Below are 17116 nucleotides of genomic sequence, written 5' to 3' on the forward strand. Positions count from 1 at the left end.
GCGCGCATTCAACGCGGCTCTGCAATCGTCGCGAGCGCGGCGAAGATACGCGCAGCCGGTTCCGCGCGCCGGGGTCCCATCAAGAGCAGGGGATCGATGGGCGCAAAGAGCGTCGCGGCGGGGCGCGCCTCGAAGTGCAAGTGAGGGACACCGTTCGCGTTGCCGCTGTCCCCCACGTAGCCGAGGAGCGTTCCTTTCGAGACGACCTGCCCGACATGCAGCCCTGGGGCATACCCATTGAGGTGCGCATAAAAGAAAAGCAGCGCCCCACGACCCGCAACGAAGACGACGTTCCCGCCGTGCCGTTGCTTCTCGATCGCCACCACCACCCCCCACGCAGCGCTGCGCACCGGCGTGCCACGCGGCGCGAGGATGTCGATGCCCTGATGGCGCGAGCGCCGGCCGTCGCGCGGCGCGCCAAAGGAGCGTGGAATGCGCGCGGGTGATACGCCGTCGACCGGCGGGTGAAGAGGAGCGCCGTCGAAGGCATACGCCGCCCAGGACAAGACGAGGCCGAGCACGAAGCTCAGAAGCGCGATCCTTCGTCGTCGCGAGGGCGGCGGGCGCTTCACCGGAGGCCTGCCGCGCTGGCGATGTGCGCCGCGGCCGGCACTTCTTCACGCCCCGCGGCGTTCTTCTTTTCGGCGCGACGCACGCCAATTTGCGACAGTCGCAACGGCGCCTCCCTCGGATCGGGGTGCACGATCTGCCCTTCTCCATCGATCGGCGGCGACGCCGGCTCGTTGCCCAGGAGCTGTTTCAGACCGTAAAACCCGTTCATCGCCGCCGACAGCATCATTCCGCCGCGGCTCAATTGCCGGGCTCCACGCGCGAGCCGATCCATCACCAGCGCCGGCGAGAAGGCGCGGTTCCAGAGCCGCCGATGCGCCGTGAGCAGCTCGTCGGGGCGCATTTTTGCGGGACGGAAGGCCACGCCGTAGCCGGTGTAATGGCCCCAGTCGCGCTCCGTGAGGATCCGGCCGTCGCGCAGGTATTCGTCGTAGAGCGGCGTGCCGCGGAAGGGGGTGAGCACGCTCAGGAAGGGCACGTCCACGCCCACGGCGTTGAGGCGGTCGGCGGTCGCGACGATCGTCTCCGGCGTTTGATCGTCGAAGCCCGAGATGAAGCCCGCCATCACGCAGATTCCTCGATCGTGGAGGCGCTCGATCGCATCGCGGTATTCGCGCACCCGGTTCTGGCGTTTGTCGACGCTGCGGAGATCCGCCTCGTCGAGGCTCTCGATGCCGAGGAAAATGCCGATGCATCCGGATCGCTCCATGAGGTCGAGCAGCTCGCGATCCTTGACGATGTCGATCGACGCCTGCGTGAGCCACCACCGATCGAGGCCCACCATCGCGCGGAGCAGCTCCTTGGCCCAGCGCCGCTGGACGAGGAGGTTGTCGTCCCAGAACCAGGCGACCTTGTCCTGCCAGAAACGAGGAAACCGCGTGGTCGCGATGTCGCGCACGACGTCATCCACCGGACGCACGCGGAAGCCCGGATTCAAATCGGGCACGGTGCAGAAGCTGCATGTGAAGGGACAACCTCGCGTGGCCTGGAGGACGCGCGGGACGAGGAAGCGGTCTTCGAGCAGATCGTAGCGGGGCGTCGGCAATCCAGCGAGCGACGCCGGCTCCCCGCGGTACACGCGGCGCGGTGTTCCCCGATCGAGGTCACGCAAAAGCTCGGGCCACACCGACTCGGCCTCGCCGGTGACCACCACGTCGACATGCTCCAGGGCCTCTTCGGTCCAGTACGAGACGTGCGGACCGCCGGCGACCACACGCACGCCGAGCGCACGGTAACGATCGGCGAGCTGATACGCGCGGCGGGCGAATCCCGAGAAAAACGAGAGGGCGACGACGTCCGGCGTCGTGTCGACGGGGACGGGGCGCACTTGCTCGTGAATGACCTCCACCTCGTGCTCGGACGGCGTGATCGCCGCGAGGTGGATCCCCGTCACGGGCGGGACGAAGTGCCATTGATGACCGTGACGGTAGCGGGGCACGTAATCGACGACGATCCTCACCTTCATCGTGGGTCTCCTGGGGACACGACGATAGCCGCGGCAGCCGGGCGAGTCGCGCAAAGGTGCGTGAACGGTCGACCGTGGGGCGCGAGCGGTCGCGGCGCCGTGTCGAGCGGTCGCACGTTCCGCCGTGTCGCGAGATCGGCTATCACCTTCGCCAATGACGGCGAACGTGGCCTCTGGACCCGAAGAGCCTTCCGAGCCCCTCGCGCTCGCGACCCTGCGCGCCCTCGCCGCGCCGCGCCGCCTCGTCCCGATCCTCGTGGTGATCGTCTCGCTCCTCATCGCGCAGGCGCGCTCGGGCGGCTCGGCCTCGCTCGCGGTCGGCGTCGCGCTCTGCGCCTCGTTCACGCTGCTCGCGCCGGTCTCATGGCGCGTGATCGCCGCCGATCGTCCCACGCTGCTTCGTATCCTCGTGTATGCGGCGCTCGGCGTGATCGTGGTCTTCGGCATCGGCGGCGTGATCCCTCGCTGGTTCCGCCTGCCGCCGAGCTTGCTCACCGCGCCGTGGAACCTGCTCAGCTCGCTCGCGCTCTACTGGGTCGGCGGCTGGGGGCTCGGTCGAGACATCGATCTCGAGGCGCGCCTCGTCGCCCAGCGAGCGCGCGCCGAGAAGCTCGCACGCGAGGCAGAACGCGCGCAGCTCCTCGCCCTCCGCGCGCACCTCGATCCCCATTTCCTTTTCAACACGCTGAACGCCATCGCCGAATGGTGCCGCGTCGACGGCGCGGTCGCCGAGCAGGCCGTGCTGCGCCTCGCGTCGATGCTGCGCGCGGTCCTCGCTGGCGTGCGCGCCGAATGGTGGCCGCTCGAGCAGGAGCTCGCGCTCGTGCGCACGCTCTTCGAGCTCTTCAGCTTGCGTGATCCGTCGCGATTCACGGTCGTCACGGAGATCGATCCGGACGCCTCGCCCTGGCCCGTGCCGCCGCTCGTGCTTTTGCCGCTCGCGGAAAACGCGATGAAACATGGCCCCGGCGCGGGGCACGCGGGAGAGGTGCGCCTCGTGATCCAATGCACGAAGGGCACGCTCCGCATCACGCTCTCGAATCCGGGCCCCTACACGGGCCCGAGGTCGGGCAGCGACGGATTGCCTACGGTCGAGCGCCGGCTCGCGCTCGCCTACGACGGGCGCGCGCGCCTCGCGATCCGCGGCGAAGGCGACCACACGCGGGTCGATCTGGAGCTGCCGGAGGTGACCTCGTGACGGCGTTGCGGGTGCTCGTCGCCGACGATGAAAAGCTCGCGCGGGCGCGCCTCTTTCGGCTGCTCGGCGCGATCGAGGGCGTGGTGGTCGCGGGCGAGTGCGATCGCGGCGACGCCGTGCGCAAAGCCGTGCAGCAGGGCGGCATCGACGTGCTCCTGCTCGACATCGAGATGCCCGGCCTCACCGGGATCGAAGCGCTCCGCTTGTTGCCCGAGCCGCGGCCGTACGTGATTTTTTGCACCGCGCACGCCGAGTACGCCGTCAGCGCATTCGAAGTGGGCGCGGTCGATTACTTGCTCAAACCCGTGGAGGCCGGGCGCCTGCAGATCGCCATCGAGCGCGCCCGCCGCATCGTCCACGCTGCCAAAACGGACACCCCTCGCCCCGCTGCGCGACGGCTCGCGATCGAGACTCGCGAGGGCGTGTTGCTCCTCGATCCTGCCGAGATCGCCTTCGCCGAGCTCGATGGCGCGCTCGTCACGATTGCGGCCGGCGGGCGGCGCGTGCTCACCGTCCTCTCGCTGGCCGCGCTGGAGGAGCGCCTGCCCGCGGACACCTTCGTCCGCGTCCATCGTCGCGCGCTCTTGAACCTCGAACACGTGAGCCTGCTCGAACCCACGCCCTCGGGCGGCTACCTCGCGCGCATGAAGGACGGCCAAGCGGTCGAGGTCTCTCGCCAGGCGGCGAGGGAGCTGCGCCGCGCGCTCGGGATCACGCGCGGGACGGGCAGCGACGAGGATTGATCCTCGTTGCTGCGCAGGACGACACTTCGCGATATCCTGCGAGGAGCCACCATGACTTCACTTCGATCCCTTTGGGTGCTGATGGTCCCCCTCCTCGGCGGCTGCGTCACGAATCGCGAGCCGCCGCCGGTCCAGTACAGCGACGGTTTCTTCGCCGCGTTCGACCAGATGATGGACGACACGATGTCCCAGGGCACGCGGGGCGATCAGGCGCGCACGCTCGACGTCGAGTTCGCGCGTCGCGTGGACGAGGGTCCGGGGCCCGCCGAGATCGTGGCCGTCGGAGCGACGTGGGACAAGGTGGAGGCCTTTCTCTCGATCGGGCTGCTCTCGGCGGATGTCATGGCGCCGATCGACGGCTCCGAGCAGAGCCGGGTGGACATCTTCGGGCACGCGGCGGACCGGGTGCTTCGAAGCGACCACGAGGCTATCACGGCCTGGAACGAGACCGTTCGTTCCATGAACTTCCCCGACGATGTAAGAATGGAGCCGACGGGGGAGATCGTATGGGAATCCCTCTACCTCGTGCTCACCGCCTCGGAGCACGCTTCGCAGGAGGTCTGGATCGAACGCGGAGCCTGGGTCGAAGGAGCGTGGGTGCGCTCGGACGGGTATTACGAGCAGCTCTGGGTCGACGGATACTCCGAGTCCTTGTGGGAGGAAGGCGCCTGCTACGACGAATACGTCGAGACGGAGTGCGAGACGTATTGGGTCGAGGCGTCCTGCTACGAGGTGTGGATCGACGACGGATACTGGGAGAGCTACTGCTCCGCGTACGACGACGAGGGCAACTGCGTGGAGTGGACCGACGAATGGGTGGACACGGGGTATTCGGAGACCCAGTGTGATCCGGGGTATTACGAGGAGGACTGTACCGACATCTACGAGACGGTCTGCGATCCGGGGCAATGGGTGGACGTCTGGACCGAGGGGCACTGGGTCGAAGGGGCATGGATCCCCGGCGAGCTCTCCTGGGTGGAAGGATACTGGGCCGACACCTCGGGGTATGAGACCGTGGCGCTGCCGGCGCAGGAGGCGGAGATCCTCGCGGCGGGAATCAACTACGTGGCAGGGTTTGGCCCGGAACGCGTGGGCGGCGATTGTTACGCGGGGCTCGACGACGCCCTCGCGACAGGGGCCACGAGCGCGCCGGAGAACGCCGTGAAGCTCTCGAGGGACGCGATCCTGGCTTGCCTGTCACCACGCTGAGTCGAACCAATGGACGGCTCAGAATGCGCCTGCCACGCCGAGCACCGTATGCCCCTGCCGAACGTCGATCACCGGCGCGAGCGAGTCAACGAGGCGCGGGGGCCTTTGGGCCGTGCGCGGCGCGGGGGCCTCGTAGGTCGAGAGCGCTGCGGCGTCGATGACCACGCCGATCAGCGCGCCCAGGTAGCTCATGGCAATGCCGTATTCGAGGTAAAACCCATCGCATTTCTCGAAGATGCACGCGACCGGCAGGGAGAGGCCGAGGGCGGTCCCCGCGGCCCCGACGTTCATCCCGAGCACCGCGAATCCCCTGCCGACCCGCCCATGTTTCCAGTGCATGATGGGCCCGCTGAACACCATTCCGCTGAGTGAAAGCGGCCAGACATAAGGATGCACGCCGAAAAACACCGCTGGAACGGTCCCCACGCCGAGGGAGGCGCCGGCGATCGTCAGGGTTTGCCAGCCGTACCAGACCTCGCGTGACCCCTCGACGGACGGGAGGGCATACGCCGCCATCGGCGGTGCCGGCTCTGCGGCGGAGGCGGCCGTGGTGGCGGCGAGGGACGTCAGAAGGAATGCCAGACAAGCTCCGTGGGTTCGCATGTGACCTCACGAACGAGCGTCTCCGTCTGCGGAGCGAATGTCAACGCGCCTGCTACCGGGGAACGGGCGGCCTGATTCTCACCTTTTTGACGTGTCGTGGCGTGGCCTCGACGACCTCGAGGCTCGTCCCGTCCGGCGTTTCGAGCCGCGCCCCGACCGGGGGGATGCTTCGCGCGAGATCGAGGACGAGCCCCGCGAGGGTCGAAAAGCCCTCGCCGGTGGGCAAATCGAGCCCGAGCTCGCGGTTCACGTCGTGCACCGGCGCGCTGCCGAGGACGAGGAACGTCCCGTCCGGCTCGCGCCGCACGAGTTCCGGCCCGGGCGCTTCGTGTTCGCTGAAGACGTCGCCCACGAGCTCCTCGACGAGGTCTTCGAGCGTGACGATGCCGCTCGTCGCGCCGAGCTCGTCGACCACGATGGCGAGCTGCGTTCGGCGATTCTTCATTGCGTCGAGCAAGGAGACCGCACGCATGGTCTCCCCCACGAAGTACGCGGGCCGCAAGACCTCTTTCACGGTGAACGGCGCTTCGCCCGTGGCGCGCGTGAAGATGTCCTTCACGTTCACATACCCGATGACGCGATCCAGATCCCCTTCGTACACCGGCATTCGGGTATACCCATGCGCGGCGACGACGCGGCGCACCTCGTCGAGCGGCGCATCGTGCGGCAGGCTCACCACGCGCGGGCGCGGGACCATGACCTGCACCGCAGACAGCTCGGGCAAATCGAGCGCGCGGGCGGCGATCTCGCCTGCGCTCGGATCGAGCGAGCCGGCCTTCGCCGCCTCCCCGACGAGCTGCTGCAGCTCGTCCGGCGAGAGCCGCGCCTCCGTGAAGGTGGTTTTGTCCCCGACGAGGCGGAGCACGACGTTCGAGCTCGCGGTCAAGAACCAGACGAGCGGGCGCGCGAGCCAGGAGAGGCCGAGGAGCGGCCTGCCGATGAAAAGCGCATACGTCTCCGCGTAGCGCAGCGCGAGCGACTTGGGCACGAGCTCGCCGAGGACGAGCGAGAGGTACGAAATCAGCACGACCACGAGGCCCAGCGCGATGGCGTCGGCGTGCTCTCCGAGAAAGGGGACACGCCGGAGCAAGGGCGCGAGATCTTCGGCGAACGTGGCGCCGCCGAACGCGCCCGCGAGCGCGCCGATGACGGTAATGCCGATCTGCACGGTGGCGAGGAACCGCTCGGGATCATCGCGCAGCTCTTTCACGGCGCGCGCGCGCCTGCTCTTCTCGCCGACGAGCTGATCGAGCCGGGAGCCCCGCAGGGCCACGACCGCGATCTCGGCGCCGGCGAGGACGCCGTTCACCAGCACGAGCGCGAGGATGACGAGGAGCTCGGGGACGATGGGCGACCTCCTTCGAGAGAGCCGATCAATCCCACATCTGGGCGGCCGGCGCCCGACGAGGCGCGTGATCCTGCGTCCCTTCGGCGCGTCGCTCTTCGAGGTGATGGTCGACCTCGATATCGATGTGCCCCGCCTCCGGGATCACAGCGCGGACGGCCACCTCGATGGCGTCGATTTCGTCGCTGATGGCGCGGAGGGCGCCGTCCGCCACCGTCCGGAGCGTCGCTTCGCGTTCCACGCCCGAGAGGGCGCCGGGCTGCGGGGGCAACGCCTGATCGAGCCGCGCCGCGAGGAACGCCGGTTCGAACGTGACCTCGGCTTTGAGCTTGTAGAGCTCGGGCGTGATCCGCCGGCTCTTCACGTCGCGCACCCCGCGGACGCTGGGCCGCTCGCGCAGCACGCGGACGAACGTCTCCTCCACGCCGTCGGGGACGGCCATCCCAATGAGCAAACCGCGATTCTGCGTGACGAGGTGAATCGCGACGAACCCGAGGAGCAGGCCGACGAGGATGGACGCGATCGCGTCCCAGACCGGGCTCCCCGTGTGGTACGACGCGACGATGCCGGCCGCGGCGAGGAACAGACCCAGCACGGCGGCACCGTCCTCGAGCAGGATCGCCACCGACGCGGGATCCGCTTTCTCGCGCACGTACTGGAAGAACGGCATGCTCCCGCGCTGCGCGGCGATGCTCCGAACGGCGAAGAGCAGCGCGCTCCCCTCGATCAGGAACGAGAGCCCGAGGACCACGAACGTCACCACGTTCACCGAGGTCGGGTGGGGATCCCGCAGCCCCTCGATGCCGTGGTACACGGTGACGCCGCAGCCGATGAAAAAAATGCCGGCGGCCGAGAGCAAGCCGAACACGAAGCGCTCGCCGCCGTATCCATAAGGGAATTCTTCGTCGCCTTGCCGCGCGCCGCGCTTCAGCCCGATGAAGAGCAAGAGCTGGTTGCCCGTGTCCGCAGCGCTGTGGATGGCCTCGGAGAGCATCGCGCCCGAGCCGGACAGGAAAAAGGCCACGAACTTGAGGAGCGTCACCAGCGTGTTCGCGGCGAGCGCGGCCATCACGGCGGGCAAGGAGGAAGGAGTCGCCATCGGTGTTCCTCTGCATCCCAGCGCGGGACGGCCTCCCGGTCAAGCCACGCCCGCAGGTACGAGGAAGGAAAATGCTGTACGCGGGGCGCTCTGTTTGCGTACAAAGGCGGGATGAGCCCTCCGCTCGAGTGGATGTGCGGGAAGCAACGCTTATGGCTGGAGGCCCCGGATTTCCTGTGCATGGAGATGCACGGCACGTTGGATGTCGCGGAGGTGGATGCGTACAAGAGCCTCGTGTACGAGCTCGGCGACCGCTACGGCACGTTCGCGTTCCTCGTAGACATGCGCGACCTCGAAAGCATCCCTCCCGATGCGCGGTCGAAGCTCTCTCGGGCCGCTCGTCCGTATCCGTACCGCGCCATCGCCGTTCATGGCACGAGCTTCACGCTCGGAATCGTGGCGGCGATGGTCGTCAAAGCGGGCCGCGCGCTCGCCCCTCACGCTTTTCCATTCGAGCTTGCTTTTTTCAAGACGGAGGCCCAGGCCCGCGCGCAACTCGTCCCTTTCCGCGATCCGCCGCCGCCGCGCCAAGGACCGCGGCGGTGACGCGAGTCCCCTTCGCCGGGTTCACCCGGGCGTCCCCATCGCCGGATCGGTGATCGACGGCTCTCCATTTTCGATGCGCCCCGCGACACGACGATGGAAAGACGCCTCCCCCTCCACGGTCACCGAGAAATCGTACCAGCGGCCGCTCGGGGATACGTCGAACCACGCGTCCGCCGTGCCCATCGCATCGACATCGAGCGTCGCCCCCTCCTTCGTGTACGCGCGTGGCGTCACGAGGAAGCGGCGCATGGCCGCCCCCGCATTCGTGCAGCGTATCCCGAGCCGTGACCCGGCCACGTCGTACATCGTCTCGATTTCGATCCCGCCCTCCGACCCCGCATCCACGAAATCACGATGGAAGCCGTTCGGCCCGAGCACGAAGAGCGAATATTGCTGTCCGGTCGCCGGCCAACGCCCTTCGAGGGATTTGCCTGCTTCCACGGCATAACGCCGCGGGATCTCCGTGAGCGCGAGCCGGTCGTACACGTGGAACACGGCCCCTGCGTTGCCGGTGTTCACGAAGGTCAGCATGGCCTCGGCCTCGTCGATCACGCACCGGACCTCGAGCTCGTAGGGCAGCGCGCGCGACGGCCGAGTCCCTGTCTCCTGCTGCGGGAGAGAGCCGTTTTCCCCCGTCGGGACCGTCACCTGCGCGAGCGTCTCCTGCTCCGCGCGGAGGGCATCGGCCTCTTCCTGCGTGAGGCTCGGAAATGCGGGCAGGTCCTCGTCGTTCGGCGTCACGAAATCGAACGCCGAGAGGAGATCGCCGCACATTGCGCGCCGGTAGGGGCTGATGTTGGGCTCTTTCACGCCGAATCGAGCTTCGAGGAAGCGCAAGATCGACGTGTGATCGAAGGTCTCGGAGCAGACGAACCCGCCCCGGCTCCATGGCGAGACGACCCACATGGGAACACGCACGCCGGGCCCGTGCGGGTGACCTCCGAGCGGCTCGGTGAGCGTATCGTCATAACGCTCTCCCGTATCGTCCACGGTGCTCGCCCCCATGAGCACGCCGTCGTCACGCCGCGAGGGAGCACAAGGCGGTGGCACGTGATCAAAAAAGCCGTCGTTTTCGTCAAACGTGACAAAAAGCACCGTCTTGCTGAAGACCTCGGGATTCTCGATGAGCGCCTCGAGGACCTGCTGCACGTACCAGGCGCCCTGCACGGGGCTCGACGGGCCCGGATGCTCGGAGTAATCCGCCGGCCCGACGATCCACGAGACACGCGGCAAGCGCCCCGCGAGCACGTCTTCCCGAAACCCATCGAGGTTCTGATTTGAAAGCCTCGACGCGATGCCCTTCTTGAAGAGCGGCGATTCCTGGTCCTCGAAGAACGCCTGTCGAAACGAGCGGAACCCGATGAGCGGGTTGTCCGAGAAATTGTCGGTATAGTCCTGATAGACGAGCCACGAAATCCCCGCTTCTTCGAGCCGCTCGGCGTACGTCTTCCAGGTGTAGCCCGATTCAATGGCGCCCAGGAAATCGCGCGAGTTGTCGATGGCCGGGCCGCCGTGCTGGCCGAGGCTGTCGATGGTGCCAGTGAACGCGAAAAGGCGGTTCGGGTTCGTGCTGGTGTGGGCGCCGCAGAAGTACGCGTCGCAGACCGTGAACGCCTCGGCGAGCGCGAACTGGAATTCGAGCTCGGCGCGCTTGTAGTACCCCATCGACTGCGGCGCTTTCCACGCGGGCCATTGGCCGTACCGGCCGTGATCCCAGGCTTCGTGTCCGTCGACGAAGCTATGGGGCGTGCCCTCCACGCGCTGGGCGTTGCCGGCCGTCGAGTCGAGGTGATAGGGCTGGATCACCTCCGCGCCGTTGCGCTGCCGAAAGACGCTCTCCTCTTCCGCCTGGGGAATGGTGAACCGGTCCCCGAAGCCACGCACGCCGCGCATCGTGCCGAAATAGTGGTCGAACGAGCGGTTCTCCTGGATGAGGATCACCACGTGCTCGACGTCCATGATCGAGCGTGTCCTCACGTGGGCCGGGATCTCGACCGCCTTCTCGATGCAGCCCGGGAAGGCCCAACCGCTCGCGGCAAGGCTGCTCACCTGAAGAAAGGAACGCCTGCTCAGCTTCGACACGGAAGACCTCCAACCAAGACGTCCCGGGAGACTATCCCGGCTGGAGGACTTCTCAAGGCCGAAGCAGCCCCGCGCCGCGCGTTCGCGAACCTGTCACATTCCGTCCAACCACGCGTCGTGGGGCGGATGCCGGGGCCGTCGTGTCGAGGTCAGGGGCAGTTCCCCGCCGACGCGACGCTCGTACCGGCGGCATTCGCGGTACACGCATTGGAATGCGTCTGGCCGTCGCATCCGCACACCGGATCGTAGTTATGGTCGCACGCTTCGGGCCTGGGCTTGCAGGTCCCGAGCTGATCGATGATCGCCCCGCACATCGTGTCGATCGGGAAATCGCAGAAAAACCCTTCTTCACACGGCATGCCGGCTTCTTCGCTGCACAACGTGTCGCCGACGACCACGCAGTCGCCGTCGTCGACCACACAGAAATCGTCGCACGTGCCGTCGTCGTACCAGCCTTCGAGGGCGCAGACGTCGGTGCCTTCCTTCGTGACGCCGTTCATCGCGCGGGCCTCGTCCTTGGTGTAGCCCGTTTGCTCGCCGCCCGAATCGACGTGGACTCCGCAGGCAGGCAAAACGAGGAACGCGAGCGTGAGGACGGCGAGCGTATTCGATCGAAACATGGGGGTTCTCCTTCCGTAGGGAATCGCTTGGGTGTTCAGGGGATGACGAAAAGCGTGAGGGGACGGCGATCGCGAACGGCGCCGGTCGTCTCGACGAAGAGCACGTCGACGCGCTCTCCCGCCGGGGCGCCGACGTCGACCGTGATCGTCTCGGCGCCCCCCGGCGCGAGGACGAACGGCGCCGTCGGCGTGAAGCCGAATGCGGCGGTCCCGCGGCGGAGGCGCGGCGCGAGGAACGAGAGTTCGTCCGGGCATTCATTGCGGACGACGAGGGTTTCCGTATCGCCCGCTCCGGTGAACGCGAGGGAGAGCGCCGGCTCGATCACGAGGCAATCGGAGAGGGGCCGCGGACCCGGCTGGAACGTGGCGCCGCCGGGGCTCAGGACGAGGTCGACGGGGTTCGAGCGACCGCCGCCGGGCCCCACGATCTCGACGCGGAATTCATGCATTTCTGCGCCGGGAACGGTGATGTCAAAACTCCCATCCGCGGCGACCTTCCCCACGAACGGCGGATCCGCCGTGTCCAGGTTCGTGACGACGACGTTGCCTTCGGGCGGCGCGGCCGCGCCGGGCTCGCCCTTGAAACGCACGGTCTCCGACATGTCCATGGGCCCGCCGGGCGAGATGAGATCCGCGAGGAGCGTGGGTTCTTCGGGAGGCGTTGGCTGGGGGCTCACGATGCACGCCCCAAGCGCGAACGACGCAGCGAGCAGACGAAGAAGCACGCGACCGGAAATCATGCGCGGGCCCCTTAGCAGGCGGCGTACCAAGGCCACGCCACGCGGAAACCATGCGCATTTGCGGGGGAGAACGCGCGGTTCCCCTCTCGAAAAGTGTCTCGTTGTGACACTGAGACATCTGTGAGACACTTTGCGGGCTTGGTCGTCCCGGGAGAGATCCTCGCCCACCGCTATCGGATCGTCGCGACGCTCGGCGAGGGCGGCCTCGCGCGGACGTTCCTCGCGAAAGACCTCGTCCTCGAGACCCACGTCGCGCTGAAGGTGCTGCGGCGCGCGGAGGACGAATGGGCGCTCCGCGCAGAGCTCGGCTATCTGGCCGGCCTCGTCCACCCGCACCTCGTCCGCGTGCTCGATTTCGGGTCGTTGCCGCGGGATGGCGAGACCTCCGCGCTGCACTACCTCGCGACCGAGGTCATCGAAGGGCGCGAGCTCGATCGGGCCGCGTCTGCATTCGAAGCGCTCCGCGCGCCGCTCGTCGATGCCCTCTCCGCGCTCGCGTTCCTGCATCACCTCGGGCTCAGGCACGGCGATTTCAAGCCTGCAAACGTGCTCGTCGACGCGCGTGGTCGCGGCGTGCTGCTCGATCTGTCGTGCGCCGGCCGGCTCGGGAGGGCGGCGGCGCCGAGCGGGACGCCGCGCTTCATCGCACCCGAGGTTCTGCGTGGAGAACGCGCCGATGCGCGCAGCGATCTCTATGCCGTCGGCGTCACGTTGCGCGAGCTCGCGCGCGGGCACGAGCTGCCGCCTTTGGTGGAGCGCCTCGCGTGCCGGCTCGTCGACCCGGATCCCGCCGCGCGTCCCGCCTCCGCGGAGGAGGTCCTCGAAGCGCTCGGCGGGCACGCATCCTGGGTGCGCGTGCCGCCGCGGGATGCGCCGCGGCTCGTGGGTCGCGAGGCCGAGCTCGGCCGCCTCGTCGGGCTCCTCGATCGCCTCGAAGCAGGGCTCCCCGGGCCACGCGTGGCGGTCGTTCGTGGTCCCGAAGGCGCAGGGAGGAGCCGGCTGCTGCGCGAGCTCAAATGGATCGCGCAGACGCGGGTGGTGACGGTCGAAGCCATCGCCACGACGCGGCGTCCGTTCGGATCCCTCGTGGAGCGCGCCGCCTCCGCGCCGCTCGCCGAAGGTGGCCTGCGCGCCGCGCTCGAAGCGCGGGATCGGCTGGTTCGTCGGGGCACACCGGTGGCGCTGCTCGTGGACGACGTCCACCTCCTGCCCGACGACGATCGCGAGGCGCTCTCGGCCCTCGCGCGGTCGCTCGACCCAGCCGATCCGGTGCTCGTCGTCGTCACCGAAATCGATCACGCGAAGGGCGTGCTTCTGGGCGACGCGCCCGCCGGCTGCGAGGAGATCGCGCTCGGGCCGCTCCCGGCGCACGCGGTGAAGCAATGGATGCTGGACGTGGGTCTCTCCGGCGTCGAGGCGGAGCTCTGCACGGCCACGGGCGGGCACCCCGCGGCGATCGCCGACGTCGTCGCGGAGATCCAGGCCGGCACCGCCGCGGAGGGCGAGCTCGATCGTGCGGTGAGGAAGGGCAGGTCCGCTCGCAACGAGGCGATCCGCGAGGCCCACGCGTCGATCGCCGCGTCGTTCGACGCACGCGTGGCCGATGCCACGGCGTCGGCCGAAGAACGCATCGAGGCGGCAGGGCAGGCCGTGCGGCACTGGGCGCTCGCGGGACGAACGGCCGCGTCCGCGCGTCGGCTCGCGGAGCACAGGGCAGACGCAGTGAGGCATCCACGCGTGTTCCGGGGTGCGGCCGAGGCCGTGCTCGACGCCGAACACGCCGACGACGAGGCGTGGCACCTCGCCGTGCGTGTCATCGAACTCGCCGGCAATCCGGCGCGCGCGCGCGAGGCGATCGAACGAAGGCTGCCACGCCTCCGAAAAGGAGCGCGGCGCGGCGGCGCGCTCCTCACGCTCGCGAGTTGCCTCGCGCAGCAGGGAGAGGCGCAGCGGGCGCTCACGGTCCTCGCAGAGGCCGCGCGCGCGCCGTTCGACGCGGTGGACCAGGCGCGGCGCGCGGATCTCGAAGCACGCGCGCTCACGCGGCTCGGGCGCCACGCGGAGGCGCGTGGGGTCGCCGAGGCTGCGCTCGCCGCCGCGCCCGCGCTGCCGGACGACGACGTGCGCGCCGATCTCCTGGAGGATCTCGTCGTCGCCGCGACCCACCTCGGTGATCTCCGCACGGCGCGCCATTTCTTGGAGCTTCTCTCGGCCGCCGCGACCGAGCGCTCGCCGCGGCGTTTGCTCCGCGCGCGGAGCTATCGCGCCATTCACGACTACCGCGCGGGCGACGTCCGCGCGGCGCTCGCCGGCCACCACGAGGCGCTCTGGATCGCGGAGGAGCACGGCCTGAGCGACGCCATCGCGCGGACGTGCTCGAACCTCGGCACGGCGTGTCACCAGCTCGGCAGGTTCGCGGAGGCCCTCGAAGCCTACGAGCGCGGCGCGCGGGTCAGCCGCGCGCTCGGCCAGCAAGACGTCGGCCTCCTGTTCGCCTCGAACCTCGCGAAGTTGTGGGCCGACGTCGGCGCGTTCGAGCGCGGCCTCCGCACGGCGACACGCACCGAGGCAGACGCCACGGCCGCCGGGCTCGTGGCCATCGCCGCAGCGGCCGCCTCTGCAGTCGGAGAGAATGCGCTGGGCCTCGGGGATCTCGCGCTCGCCCGCGACGCCGCCGAACGGGCCCGCGTGGCCTTCGGCCGGCTCGGCATGACGCGCGAGGCGGCCGAAGTCGCGCTCGAACGCGCCGAGATCGAGCTCGCGGCCGGCGACCTCCCGGCCGGCGCACGCGCCCTCGATGCAGTCGCCGCCGAGACGCGCGAGGCGCCCGATGTCGCAGCACGCGAAGCGCTCGGGCGGGCGGAGCTCGACCGCCTGCGTGGTCGACCGGCCGGCGAGCTCCATCGGCTCGAAGAAGCGCTCGACTTCGCCGAGCGCGCGGGGCAGCCCGATCTCGTCGCCGTCTGCACGAGCCGGCTCGCCGCCGCGCTCGACCATGCCGGCGAACGCGCGCGCGCCTCGACGCTCCGCGCCCGCGCGGACGCGCTCTGGGAGGAAGCCGTCGCGGGCCTCGCCCCCGAGCTTCGGAGCGCATTTTTCGCCCATCCACGACGGCGAACACGGGCGCCTGTCCCGCGCCACGCCGCGGACGCGCCCGAGGGACGCGCGGACAAACTCGCGCGCTTGCTCGACCTTTACCGAAAGCTCAATGGCACCGACGAGGCGAGCGGCATCCTCGTGATGGCGCTCGACGCCGCGATCGAGCTGACGGGCGCCGAACGAGGTTTCCTCGTGCTCGAAGACCCGCGCTCGGGAGCGCTGCACGTGCCTGCCGCGCGCAACGTCGATCGCGAACAGATCGGCAAGAGCCACCTCAAATACAGCCGCTCGATCGCCGAAAAAGCCATGCGAACGGCCCAGCCCGTCTGCACCGCCGACGCGCGCGAGGACGAACGTTTCCGGGACAATGCCTCCGTGCACGCCATGCGCCTCCGCTCCGTCATTGCCGTCCCGATCCGATCCCCCGACGGCGTGATCGGCGCGCTGTACCTCGACAATCGTTTCACCGAGGCGAGGTTTCGCGAGGCCGACATCGACCTGCTCCTCGGCTTCGCCGATCATGTCGCGCTCGTCCTCCGGCGCGCGCGCCTCATCGACGATCTCCGGCGCCGCACCGAAGAACTCGAAGCCGAGCGCAGCAAGGTCGAGGAGTTCGCGCGGCTCCAGGCCGCCGAGATCGTACGCCTCGGCGACGAGGTGCGCGCGAAGCAGGAGGCGCTCGACCATCGCCACGACGATCGGGGAATGGTCGGCCGCAGCCCTGCCCTCCGCCGCGTGCTCGCGACACTCGACCGCGTCGTCGCGTCCCCGCTGCCGGTGCTCGTCCTCGGGGAGAGCGGCACCGGCAAGGAGCTCGTCGCGCGCGCCGTGCACGAAGCGAGCCCGCGCCGGACAGGCCCCTTCGTGGGGATCAACTGCGCGGCCTTGCCGGCGAGCCTGCTCGAAGCGGAGCTCTTTGGCCACAAACGAGGCGCCTTCACCGGCGCGGATCGCGACCGCGCGGGCCTCATGGTGGCGGCGTCGGGCGGGACGCTTTTCCTCGACGAACTCGGCGAAATGCCCCTCGAAGTGCAGGCCAAATTGCTCCGCGTCCTGCAAGAGCGCGTGGTGCGCCCTCTCGGCAGCGACACCACGGTCCCCGTCGATTTTCGGCTCGTCTGCGCGACGAACCGCGCGCTCCGGGCCGAGGTGCGTTTCGGCCGCTTTCGCGAGGATCTTTATTACCGCGTCGGCGTCGTGGAGGTCACGCTCCCGCCCCTCCGCGACCGGCTCGAAGACCTGCCGGAGCTCGCGGCCCACCTCGTCGCGCGCGCGTCGCGCGAGCTCGGCAGGCCCGCGCCGCGCATCACGCCCTCGGCGATGCGCGTGCTGCTCGCCCATTCCTGGCCCGGCAACGTGCGCGAGCTCGAAAACGTGCTCATGAAGGCGATCGTGCTCGCCGAGGGCGACGTGATCCGGCCCGGGGATCTCGGCCTCGGGGACGCGCGCCCCTTTTCCTCGCGGCGGATCGAGCGGCCGCGCGGAGACGCCGAGCGCGAGGCCATCCTCCGCGCGCTCGCCGACAGCGGCTGGAATGCCGCGCTGGCGGCACGATCCCTCGCCATTCCACGCGCGACCTTTTATCGTCGCCTCGAACGTTATGGCATCACGCGACCCAGGTGATCCCGGTCGCGCAAAGCATCGCCGCAGCGCGTAATTCCGGTTGACACGCTGGCTTACCTGCCGCCAGATGCGAGCGCGATCGGCGCCTACCTCGGCTCGAAGGCCCGGGGCGGGCCAACATCCTGCGAGGAAACTGCATGTCTACGGTTTTGCGCGCATCCTGCTCCCTCGGGT

13 protein-coding genes are annotated in these 17116 nt (G+C 69.0%); 5 read left to right on the plus strand and 8 right to left on the minus strand.

Going from position 1 to position 17116, the window contains the following annotated elements; genetic code table 11:
• Positions 1–8: 8 nt before the first annotated feature.
• Together QHF89_RS32690 and QHF89_RS32695 are read right to left on the minus strand one after the other, a co-directional pair.
• Positions 9–572: a M23 family metallopeptidase gene (locus tag QHF89_RS32690; protein WP_284721212.1), complete on the minus strand. Its 564-nt coding sequence runs from the start codon at positions 570–572 to the stop codon at positions 9–11.
• On the minus strand, positions 569–2035 hold the full coding sequence (locus QHF89_RS32695; RefSeq protein WP_136971289.1) for a B12-binding domain-containing radical SAM protein: 1467 nt from the start codon (positions 2033–2035) through the stop codon (positions 569–571). The genes QHF89_RS32690 and QHF89_RS32695 overlap by 4 nt, the downstream gene beginning before the upstream one ends.
• A 154-nt stretch (positions 2036–2189) precedes the next feature.
• On the opposite strand from QHF89_RS32695, the gene QHF89_RS32700 reads away from it, so the two are divergent.
• From QHF89_RS32700 to QHF89_RS32710, 3 genes are read left to right on the plus strand one after another with little or no spacing between them, the layout of a single operon-like run.
• Positions 2190–3233 (plus strand): sensor histidine kinase, encoded by a 1044-nt coding sequence (locus QHF89_RS32700; protein ID WP_136971290.1) that lies wholly within the window; start codon positions 2190–2192, stop codon positions 3231–3233.
• Entirely contained in the window at positions 3230–3976 is a 747-nt protein-coding gene (locus QHF89_RS32705; RefSeq protein ID WP_136971291.1) for a LytR/AlgR family response regulator transcription factor, read from the plus strand. Before QHF89_RS32700 ends, QHF89_RS32705 begins: the two co-directional genes overlap by 4 nt.
• A 51-nt stretch (positions 3977–4027) precedes the next feature.
• Positions 4028–5185: a hypothetical protein gene (locus QHF89_RS32710; protein ID WP_136971292.1), complete on the plus strand. Its 1158-nt coding sequence runs from the start codon at positions 4028–4030 to the stop codon at positions 5183–5185.
• Positions 5186–5203: 18 nt separating this feature from the next.
• Here QHF89_RS32710 and QHF89_RS32715 read toward each other — a convergent pair whose 3' ends face one another.
• Genes QHF89_RS32715 through QHF89_RS32725 form a run of 3 tightly spaced genes read right to left on the minus strand, consistent with a single transcriptional unit; the run spans position 5204 to position 8232 of the window.
• A complete protein-coding gene (locus QHF89_RS32715; protein ID WP_136930041.1) occupies positions 5204–5788 on the minus strand; it encodes a hypothetical protein in 585 nt (194 codons plus the stop codon).
• 52 nt (positions 5789–5840) lie between these two features.
• Positions 5841–7103 (minus strand): hemolysin family protein, encoded by a 1263-nt coding sequence (locus tag QHF89_RS32720; RefSeq protein ID WP_342763977.1) that lies wholly within the window; start codon positions 7101–7103, stop codon positions 5841–5843.
• Positions 7104–7161: 58 nt separating this feature from the next.
• Entirely contained in the window at positions 7162–8232 is a 1071-nt protein-coding gene (locus QHF89_RS32725) for a cation diffusion facilitator family transporter (RefSeq protein WP_136971294.1), read from the minus strand.
• Positions 8233–8343: 111 nt separating this feature from the next.
• Between QHF89_RS32725 and QHF89_RS32730 the strand changes: the two genes are divergently transcribed.
• Positions 8344–8778 (plus strand): STAS/SEC14 domain-containing protein, encoded by a 435-nt coding sequence (locus tag QHF89_RS32730; RefSeq protein ID WP_136971295.1) that lies wholly within the window; start codon positions 8344–8346, stop codon positions 8776–8778.
• Between the two features lie 21 nt (positions 8779–8799).
• On the opposite strand, the gene QHF89_RS32735 is transcribed toward QHF89_RS32730, so the two are convergent.
• From QHF89_RS32735 to QHF89_RS32745, 3 genes are all read right to left on the minus strand, one after another.
• Positions 8800–10860, minus strand: a complete 2061-nt coding sequence (locus tag QHF89_RS32735) for a phosphocholine-specific phospholipase C (RefSeq protein WP_136971296.1) — start codon at positions 10858–10860, stop codon at positions 8800–8802.
• A gap of 149 nt (positions 10861–11009) precedes the next feature.
• The gene (locus tag QHF89_RS32740; protein WP_284721213.1) at positions 11010–11480 is read right to left on the minus strand and encodes a Kazal-type serine protease inhibitor domain-containing protein; all 471 of its coding nucleotides are present in this window, start codon (positions 11478–11480) and stop codon (positions 11010–11012) included.
• 35 nt (positions 11481–11515) lie between these two features.
• Positions 11516–12220 carry a hypothetical protein gene (locus tag QHF89_RS32745; RefSeq protein WP_136971297.1) on the minus strand — a complete coding sequence of 235 codons (705 nt, stop codon included), beginning with the start codon at positions 12218–12220 and terminating at the stop codon, positions 11516–11518.
• A 120-nt stretch (positions 12221–12340) separates the two neighbouring features.
• Here QHF89_RS32745 and QHF89_RS32750 point away from each other — a divergent pair, with 120 nt between their 5' ends.
• The gene (locus QHF89_RS32750) at positions 12341–16942 is read left to right on the plus strand and encodes a sigma 54-interacting transcriptional regulator (protein ID WP_284721214.1); all 4602 of its coding nucleotides are present in this window, start codon (positions 12341–12343) and stop codon (positions 16940–16942) included.
• Positions 16943–17116 lie beyond the last annotated feature (174 nt).

The sequence above is a fragment of the Polyangium sorediatum genome, assembly GCF_029946465.1.
Taxonomy (GTDB): Bacteria; Myxococcota_A; Polyangia; order Polyangiales; family Polyangiaceae; genus Polyangium; species Polyangium fumosum.

Bases quoted from the DNA above. Each gene is read 5' to 3' on its own strand.
- QHF89_RS32725 (WP_136971294.1), bottom strand. From the start codon at position 8,232: ATGGCGACTCCTTCCTCCTTGCCCGCCGTGATGGCCGCGCTCGCCGCG.
- QHF89_RS32700 (WP_136971290.1), top strand. From the start codon at position 2,190: ATGACGGCGAACGTGGCCTCTGGACCCGAAGAGCCTTCCGAGCCCCTC.
- QHF89_RS32730 (WP_136971295.1), top strand. From the start codon at position 8,344: ATGAGCCCTCCGCTCGAGTGGATGTGCGGGAAGCAACGCTTATGGCTG.
- QHF89_RS32715 (WP_136930041.1), bottom strand. From the start codon at position 5,788: ATGCGAACCCACGGAGCTTGTCTGGCATTCCTTCTGACGTCCCTCGCC.
- QHF89_RS32745 (WP_136971297.1), bottom strand. From the start codon at position 12,220: ATGATTTCCGGTCGCGTGCTTCTTCGTCTGCTCGCTGCGTCGTTCGCG.
- QHF89_RS32740 (WP_284721213.1), bottom strand. From the start codon at position 11,480: ATGTTTCGATCGAATACGCTCGCCGTCCTCACGCTCGCGTTCCTCGTT.
- QHF89_RS32710 (WP_136971292.1), top strand. From the start codon at position 4,028: ATGACTTCACTTCGATCCCTTTGGGTGCTGATGGTCCCCCTCCTCGGC.
- QHF89_RS32695 (WP_136971289.1), bottom strand. From the start codon at position 2,035: ATGAAGGTGAGGATCGTCGTCGATTACGTGCCCCGCTACCGTCACGGT.